Annotated in this window: 9 protein-coding genes; 6 read left to right on the forward strand and 3 right to left on the reverse strand. The window is 25.8% G+C overall.

Translation table 4 applies throughout. The features are described from left to right. Positions 1-236 precede the first annotated feature (236 nt). From AC0B4T_RS02005 to AC0B4T_RS02030, 6 genes are read left to right on the forward strand one after another with little or no spacing between them, the layout of a single operon-like run. Entirely contained in the window at positions 237-2,021 is a 1,785-nt protein-coding gene (locus tag AC0B4T_RS02005; RefSeq protein WP_465102913.1) for a hypothetical protein, read from the forward strand. After that, positions 2,021-2,731, forward strand: coding sequence for an ABC transporter ATP-binding protein (locus AC0B4T_RS02010; RefSeq protein ID WP_465102914.1), 711 nt, complete (start codon positions 2,021-2,023; stop codon positions 2,729-2,731). The genes AC0B4T_RS02005 and AC0B4T_RS02010 overlap by 1 nt, the downstream gene beginning before the upstream one ends. Next, the gene (locus AC0B4T_RS02015; protein ID WP_465102915.1) at positions 2,709-3,728 is read left to right on the forward strand and encodes an aromatic motif membrane protein; all 1,020 of its coding nucleotides are present in this window, start codon (positions 2,709-2,711) and stop codon (positions 3,726-3,728) included. The genes AC0B4T_RS02010 and AC0B4T_RS02015 overlap by 23 nt, the downstream gene beginning before the upstream one ends. Next, on the forward strand, positions 3,718-4,587 hold the full coding sequence (locus AC0B4T_RS02020; protein WP_465102916.1) for an aromatic motif membrane protein: 870 nt from the start codon (positions 3,718-3,720) through the stop codon (positions 4,585-4,587). The genes AC0B4T_RS02015 and AC0B4T_RS02020 overlap by 11 nt, the downstream gene beginning before the upstream one ends. Continuing rightward, the gene (locus AC0B4T_RS02025; RefSeq protein ID WP_465102917.1) at positions 4,580-5,527 is read left to right on the forward strand and encodes an aromatic motif membrane protein; all 948 of its coding nucleotides are present in this window, start codon (positions 4,580-4,582) and stop codon (positions 5,525-5,527) included. The genes AC0B4T_RS02020 and AC0B4T_RS02025 overlap by 8 nt, the downstream gene beginning before the upstream one ends. Positions 5,528-5,531: 4 nt before the next feature. Then, on the forward strand, positions 5,532-6,326 hold the full coding sequence (locus AC0B4T_RS02030; protein ID WP_465102918.1) for a hypothetical protein: 795 nt from the start codon (positions 5,532-5,534) through the stop codon (positions 6,324-6,326). A gap of 116 nt (positions 6,327-6,442) precedes the next feature. Here AC0B4T_RS02030 and AC0B4T_RS02035 read toward each other — a convergent pair whose 3' ends face one another. From AC0B4T_RS02035 to AC0B4T_RS02045, 3 genes are all read right to left on the reverse strand, one after another. Further along, entirely contained in the window at positions 6,443-6,787 is a 345-nt protein-coding gene (locus AC0B4T_RS02035; RefSeq protein WP_465102919.1) for an IS3 family transposase, read from the reverse strand. Positions 6,788-6,815: 28 nt separating this feature from the next. Next, positions 6,816-7,997 carry an IS3 family transposase gene (locus tag AC0B4T_RS02040; protein ID WP_465102800.1) on the reverse strand — a complete coding sequence of 394 codons (1,182 nt, stop codon included), beginning with the start codon at positions 7,995-7,997 and terminating at the stop codon, positions 6,816-6,818. A 61-nt stretch (positions 7,998-8,058) separates the two neighbouring features. After that, the gene (locus tag AC0B4T_RS02045; protein ID WP_465102920.1) at positions 8,059-8,901 is read right to left on the reverse strand and encodes an IS3 family transposase; all 843 of its coding nucleotides are present in this window, start codon (positions 8,899-8,901) and stop codon (positions 8,059-8,061) included. Between the last annotated feature and the right edge of the window lie 66 nt (positions 8,902-8,967).

Here is an 8,967-nt window from a genome sequence, read left to right on the forward strand (position 1 = left end):
TAATTTATTTGAGATTTATATATGGACCTAAATAGTAGTTATTTCAAAAATTAAAAGTTTTTAAAATAATGGTTAGCTTTTAAGTTAATTTATTTTATAATATTACTGTGCAGTAATATAGAAAGGAAACTATGAACACATTTTTTAAGTATATTTTCTTTATACACAAAATTACATTAAAAAAGAAAAATACCTTAATTATCCCGTTAATATGGTTAACTGTGGCCCTTATATTTTTGGCTTCTGTTATCTCATTTGATTTAAATACAAACATAAAAACATTAATTTTTTATATCATTGTTTTTATAGAATTACTATTAACCTTATTATACTCATCTATTAAATCAATTAATATTTTTAAGGATTTAGAAGAAGAAGGTATTGAACTATTAACTTTATCTAAAGCTATATCTCGTAAAAGCATAATATGAGGAAAAACATTGACAAATTTTTTATTTGCCTTTTATTGATCATTGGTTTTAGCAATCTCAAATTTTATAATTTTAGGAGCTTTAAAAGACCATAATATAATTGCTTTAGGTTTTTTATCAATACCAATTTTTAGTTTAGGATATATTTTATTTGGTAATATAAGCTCTTTAATTGCTTATAAAGTTAATGCTAAAGTGGCAATTACCATTCCTTTGGTCTTATTTAGTCCACTTGTAATTGGTGGAACCATTATTTCAACTAAAAGCACTTCAACAAGCAATAATATTGCTTATTATTTAAACACCAAATATGAAAATAATCCTTCTGGAAACTTGCCAAACTTAGAAAAATTTTATTTAAATAACAAACAAGATACCTTTTACATTATTCCTAACGGAAATGATAAAAAAGAATTACGAGCTGACCAAAGAGAATATTTAAAAGAAGCATTTAATTATTCAAAAAACTCAGCCTTAGAATGACAAATTTATTCTTATTTATCATTACCTTACCAATTTGTTGATTATTTTAATACTCAGAATAAAAATATTGCTGAAACATTTGTTGAAAGTTCAAACAATAATTTAAGTAATTATATTTATTATAAAAATCAAGATACTTATACTTATAATTATGATTTAAATAAAAATGTTAATTTAAAACTTTATCCAATTACTAGTCATATTGTTAAAAAACAAGATTCAGATGGTAATTATCTTAAGGATCAATATGGAAATGATATTATTGAATCTAGGGTCAATAAAAATGCTTATTTAATTCCTGGTTCATTAAAATCATATAGTCACATTGAAAACTTAGTTAATACAAACTTAATTTATGCAAGGGAAGGGGCTGAAAGTTTTGGACAAAAATTCCCTGAAGATAAATTTATTTATTCAGCTTCAGATAATTTAGTTGGCCAAATTAAATGAGAATATTTAAAAGAACTTTTAGAAAGCGAAGTATTCCAATACTATGCAAAACAATTTGTACAAGCTTTGGCTAATGAATTTAAAGAAGCTTCCTTAGATAATGTTTTTGAAGTGAAAGATATTATTTTTAAATTAATTTCACAACATTTAAAAATAGATTCAGAATATGAACTTTTAAAAATACATGATATTCGCTCTGTTGTTTTGAATAAAGATTCTCTTGAAAACCGTAGTATTAAAACTATTATTGAGAAGAAAATTTATATCGCACTAGGATTAATTTACTATTTATATTTTACATATAATAATACATTTGTGGCTGATGCTATTTTATTTAATACAACAACGAATAATTTTGATCCTCATTCAATTAATTTAGATATTGAAGGCTTTAGATATAACTTAGGAGGTTTTGCTAACTATGTAGCAAAACAACAAATTGAAGAAGATGAAAAAAAAGAGCGAAAAGTAATTATTAGATATGAATTAGAACCATCTAATAATTATGCCTTTCAACCGGTTGAAGAAGTTTGGCAAGTAGCAAGAAATAACATTCAAACAGTTAATAAAAATTATTACTTTTTAATCTGAATTATTTTAATTGTTGGTTTTGTTGCACTTAATAATTGACTATACTTTAAAAAGGATTATAAATAATGGAAACAAAAATTTTAGAAGTCAAAAACTTAAGTAAAATCTATGACAATAAAAATGAACAAACTGGTATATTTGATTTAACATTTAGTGTTCCAAAAGGATCATTCCATGCTTTTATTGGCGAAAACGGAGCAGGAAAGACAACCACAATCAAAACAATTATTGGTGCATATATTAACCATACTGGTGAAGTATTTATTAATGGGATTAGCATTAAAGACCATAAAAGCCGCCTTGCACTTGGGTATATTCCTGAAAATGCAATTTTCCCCAAAGAATTAACAGTCTTAGATTACTTAATGTACCTTGGACAATTAAATGGAATTCCAAAAGAAGAATTATTACAAAAAATTGATCAATATTTAGAAGAATTTGAAATTAGTGATTTAAAACGCAAAAAACCATTTAATTTCTCTAGTGGCCAAAAGAAAAAAGTTTTATTAATTCAGGCTTTGCTAAACAACCCTGAAATAATTATTTTAGATGAACCAGCTGCCAACTTAGACCCAACGGCTCGCTACCAATTGTTTAACATACTTCAAAACTTACGTGAAAAAGGAATTACAATTTTTATTAGTTCACACATTTTAAGTGAAATTGATAAATTTGTTAATACTTTAACCTTAATTCATAAAGGTAGAATTGTATATTCAGGTGAAAAATATGCAAGCCTTGAAGAAATTTTTTATGAAAAAGTTATTAAGGTTTAATTTATTAACAGTAAGTTTTGTAAGTATGCCTTTAATTATTTCATGTTCAGAACATAATAAGCCAACAACTTCTCCTTACCAAGATTTAATCCAAGAAGATTACCAAATTAATGAAATTATTAAAAAGTTTGTTAAAGATAATTTAAAGCAAGATGATCCAAAAAGATTAAAGAGTTTTTTTAATGAACAATTAAGAGTGGAAGAAAAATTTAAATCAGAATTGAATATGTCTTTAACTTTTGCACCTTTATTTATACCTAAAATTGAGGAAATTGCAGAACGTTGAAAATTAAAAACAGCTCTTAATTCAGTTAAAATAATATCCTCAACCTTGAATGATCGTTGGTTTTGGTATTTACAAAATATTGGTAATTTTACATATGTTTTTAATAATTGAATGCCAAATTTTAAAGAACATAGAGCCCAATACCAAGAGGAATATTTGAAAAACCAATCAAGTTTTGAAGAATATTATACAAACCAAAAAACATTAAGCAAAACATTTAAAGATTACCAAATAGTTGAATTTAGCAACTCATTTAGTTTATGACAAAATCCAACAAATAAATTTTTTAATCATAAAATTACTTTTTTAAGATTGAAAAACAAACAAGATCATAACATTCTAATTCCTATTTTTCTTTTTGAAAAAACTAATAATAGTTCACAAAGAGAAATCTTTTTAACTGGGGAAATATTTACTTTTCAAAATACGATAAATAATTTTGAAATGTTATATCAAACTTTATCATCATATATTTCAAAAGGAATGGAGTTTTATCCACAAAAAGAATTAGATTATTACCAAAAACTTAATTCTAATAATAATTTTGATCCTAATCCAATTTTAAGTGAGTTTAATGATGAATATTTTTTAAATCATTATCATAAAAATAATTATGCAAATGCATTTTATTATGCAAATGAATTATTTAATAAAGAATCACCAAATAATAAAATGTATCGCTATACCTGGGGGTTTATTGATGAGAAATAAGAAATTTAAATATCTTTTTTTTACTTTAAGCATGTTACCTTTTGCTACAGTTTCATGTGTAAATTATTCAAAGCAACCAGAATTAAATAAAATAATTAATAACGTTGATGCAATAACTTCAGTTTCAGATGATAATAAAAACAAAACTCACAAAACTATTATCGATACAATTTTAAATAATGCCTATCGGTTTGATTCTCTTAAAATTCAAGAATATGTTAATTCCCAAACATCCCCTGATAGTTACCAAAATTTAGTTAATCAATTTAAAGAAATTACAAATAACTTTAAAAATAGCAACGATAAGAAAAAATACGCCTTAGAGCAAAATGACTTTTTTAGTAAAAATTGGTATTTTATATTAAATAATCTTGATAAAATTGAACTTACTTTTGTTGAATTTGTTACTGTTGACTTAGCTAAAAATTATTCAACTAGTGAAGAATACAAAGAAGAAATCATACCTAAAACTAACAGAATAAAAAATGGCATTGATAGAGGAACTTGGGAATTTGAAAATCACTTTTTGGAAGCAATTAGAGAAGGTATTGAATCAACCGAACTAGGTGATGTGGTGGTTTATTATATACGTAAAAATAAACTTATCTTTAGGGTGATTATTAATAATCTTCGGGCTGAAAATACACAACCTGAAGTACAATTACGTCCAATTAATTGATATTTTGGTGAATCTAAAGCAAATACAATTTCACCTTCGCTAATTTCAAATGTAGTACATCAATTATTTATTCATGGATACGAGCGCGGGCGTCAAGAATTTGAAGTTGAAATGGTAAAAAAACAAAAGTATGGCTCACCAAGCTTTGTATTCCTAACTTGGAAAGATAAAAATGTTTAGAAAATTAAAAAAATATTTATTTGTATCACCTTTAATGTTAATTACATTTGGGTTAACTGTGAGTTGTTCTTCAAATAGCTTTGACCAAAAAAATCAAGAAATTAAATCAATTAAAATATCTAACCAATCAAAAGTTGACCAAAATTGAGAAAACTTTATTAACCGTAATTACATCCAAGTAATCTTAAAGTCAATTTATAAAGATGATTTAGAAAAGCAAAATAAATACATTCAAACACAAAAAGCTTTAAACCAAGATTATTTTGCAGAATTACGTACCAAGATACGATATTCCAATAATATAATTTATCCATATTTTAATAAAGAAGAAGAAAAATATAAAAATAATCAAGCACATTATGCTGCTTTAAGTGGTAATAATGCTATTGTTGATTTATATACTAAAAATTGATTATTCTTTTTATATAATTTAGATAAATTTACTTTCTTACAATATACTGAATTGCAAGCTTCTGATGAAGCACAAAATGATTTAATTGATGAAATTGAAACTAACAATTTAATTTACGATGCTTTTTATACTCCAGCAAGTAACGAGATAATTGATTTTGTAGTTCAAAAATATTATAGCGAGAAAATTCAAGTAAGCGATTCACAAAATACTAGTGAACCTTATGAAATTAGAATTTACTTATTAACTAAAGATGGACGAATCTTACATTTTGATATCAGCGGAGATAATTCAACTAATTCAATCTCTGAAAGTTCGCCACCTGCTTTGCATAGTTATTTATATTCGTATCCCAAACTAATTACTAGTAAAGATAAATTGCGTGATTTTGATTTAAAAAAATACGTCGAAGTAGCAGCTGAATGAGACGATGAAAACTACAGTTATAGCGATATAAATAAAACCTTATTTACTGATGAATATGGTGCAAAAGAATTTCGCTACATATTAATAAATATCAAAGGATAATATTATGAAAAAATGACTTTTAACTTTAAATATTTTACCAATAATTGGGGTTATCTCATGCACAAACAAAGATCCCCAAGCTGGCAATGCAAATACTAGAGACATTGATTTATCTAATCCTCAAGCAGTTGCAAGAAATGTTAAAAATATTGCCAATAAATTAGGAATTGAGGACCTTGCTGCTTCAGTTAATAACATAAATTTAAAATGAAATGAGTTTACTAAAAGGTTTGATACTTTAAACTATACTGATAGTGATTATGAAACAAAGTTAAATGATTTATTAAATGAAAATTGGGCTTTGTTCCTTTCGAATCTAGATTATTTTGCTTACTATAAATATCCAAATACTAAGTGATTTTTATATCCAGAAAAACCTAATGCAAAATATTCCGATATATATAAACATAGTATTGGATTAATAAAAATTGAAAATGAATCCATCCCACACAACCACATTAAACAAGTTGATAAAGTTGTCGGTTTTAAATCCTTTAGCGATATATCTGAGAGTTTTACCTCTAAAATAACAAATAATACTAGAGTATATGTTTCGCTGGGTAGAGTAATTATGCAACTTGAAAAAGTTGACAACAAAGTAAAAATTATGCCTCAATTATTGTATTTTATTAATGAACCAGGATCTTATTCAGGAGCAATTAATGGAAATTATTGGGAAGTTGTCAAAGAAGTTTTAAATGTACATCCTGATAATTTTACTGAAACATTAGGTGCAATTATCGATCGCACTACTAAAGAAATTGGTTATCCTGCATATGTCTATTTGGGGAAAAAATAATTTTGCAAAAACCACCTATAAATTTATAGTAAACTGGGAAATTTTTTTCGGACGGTTTTACCTTCCCCAACCATACCATTTGGCTAAGCCAAACGGAATGCTTTGGGAAGGTTTTTTTATCTTATTCTTTTATAATTATATCAGTTTATAAATTCTTTGATTTTTTGTGATAATTCAATAAAAGTAAGTCTTTTACAGGTTTGATCAAAATTTGGGAAAATTTCACTTTTAAGAATTGAGAAGAAATACTCAATTTCACGATTGTCAAGACTATTACCAATTCTTGACATTGATATTTTACCTTTTAGTGATTTTATTTTCTTAGTATATTCAAGCGAAGAATAAGCAGATCCATGGTCAGAATGTAAAATAAAATTATTTTTGAATTTTGTATTGGTGATATTATTCAAAATTAGTTCAGTATCATTTCTAAGTGATAATTCATAGGTCACAATAAACATGGACAGCAAAATTTAACATTTTAGTAACTTATAATGCCATTGCAAATTGCTTTGGCGTTTTTCAGTTTAAGTTTGATTGAATTCGATCGTTATTATACCAAACTACATATTCTTGTATCATATCATTGAGTTCATTGAATGTTATTTTGGAATAATCTAAATCATTTAATAATTCGGTTTTAATGATCCCAAACCAATATTCAATTTCTCGATTATCAAGTGAATTTCCCACTCTTGATAACGAAACAACGCCACCAATATTTTGAACTTCTTTAATATATTGATGATGTGTATATTGAAAGCCATGATCTGAGTGAATGATAAAATTTTTGGGTTTGTATTGTTTTAATGAATTTAAATTGTCTAAAACTAGTTCTAGATTATTACTTCTTGATAATTTAAAACCAACAATTTGTTTAGTTTTATGAGACAAAATTGCAGACAAATAAACGTGTGATTCTAACACGTCTTTTGGTGCTTTTATATATGAAACATCAGTTGCATAAATATTTCGATTGTTTTGATCGTTATAATCACGATTTACGAAGTTATCAATTTGTGAAGATACATTTTTAATTTCTTTTCGTTTTGATTTTTGTCTAAGCTTACATTTTAGGCCTAAAAGGTTCATATATCTCCCTAAAGAACGTTCGTTTATATCTATTTTGTATTTTTGAGATATGTAAACACTTAGCTTTAGCCTTCCATATCTTGACTTTGTTTCTATGAACGATTTTTCAATTACATCACTATGTTTAGGGAGTTTTTGTGAAATTTTAATCTTATGAGTTTTAGAAATTGTTTGCCTAGAAATGCCAAAAACTTCTGAAAGCTTCACATAACTTATGCTAAAACTTTTTAATTCAATAACTTTCTTACTTTTGGGTAATTCATTGGTAATTTCATAATATCTTTTAGCTATTTGTAACAAATCATCACGATCAAAAATATCTCAATTTGGTTCTCTTTTCTTCTTAGGACTGCCACTTCCTTTTTTGCGGTTTTCGCCTTTCTTTGTCTGCAATAAGTCTTCCATACCTAAATTATAATACTTAATTATTTTATTAATTCTAACTTTTACACTATTTCTTTGTAAGTTTTTTGTTCCTGGTGATATTTGGTAAATAGCCCGAAAAGCACCTGGGAAACCTGACTTTTGATATTCTTCATATATTTTTGCAAATTCTTCTTTCTTTAAATGTCTTGACATAATTTTCCTTTCAAAAAATTTTTTCGTTGGTACCAACGAATGGTAACAAAAAAGCTAACATTTACATGTTAACTTTTCTGTCCGGCTTTACAAACTTAGTTTTATGATCAATAATTGCAGATAAATAAATATGATTCTGTTCAATATCTTTTGGTGCTGGTATATAGGTCACGTCTGTTGCATATATATTATTGTTGCTTGAATTATAATCTCTTTTTACTAAATCAGGTACTTTAACACTAGTATTTTTAGATTCTTTAGTTTTACGTTTTTGTCTAACAAATGTTTTCAAATTCAGTTTTTTCATATAATTTCCTAGGGTTCTAGGATTTATTTGAATATTATATTCTTGGAAAATATATTTAGCAAGTCTCCTTCGTCCATACCTTTCTTTATTTTCGACAAAACTTTGAAAAATTATTTCTTTGTGTTTAACCTTTAGTTCTTTAGTCTTGTTGTTATCTTTCAATTTCTCGTAATATGTAGATCTTGAAACACATATCATTTTAGATTTTTTAGTATGTGACAGATTCTTGATTTTCTTTATCTTTGAGATATCTGCATCAATATTATTTTCATTAAAAATTCGATAGTAGTATTTTATAACTGCATCTTTTTCATCATCTTTAAGAGTATCAATTCATGTATAATCGAGAACTTTCTTTTTCTTTCTCCCAACACCTTTATCTTTCTTAGGTGATTTACCGCTTTGTGATTCTATGTTCATATTTAAATTATACAGTTTTCTTTTCTTTAACATATTTCTCATTGATTCTTTATTTCAGTATACTTTTCTGATATCAAAACATAAATTTTCAAATTCTGACTTGGTTATTCCCAGGTTCAAATATTTATCGTATAAGTCAAAAATTTTGATTCATTCTTTAGTCTTTAAATGTCTCATAACTACCTCTTTTTCTTTATATTAAAAATATTCGGATTTTGTCCGAATATTTTTTCCCTGTCTATA

It is taken from the genome of Mycoplasma sp. 10961, from assembly GCF_055523525.1.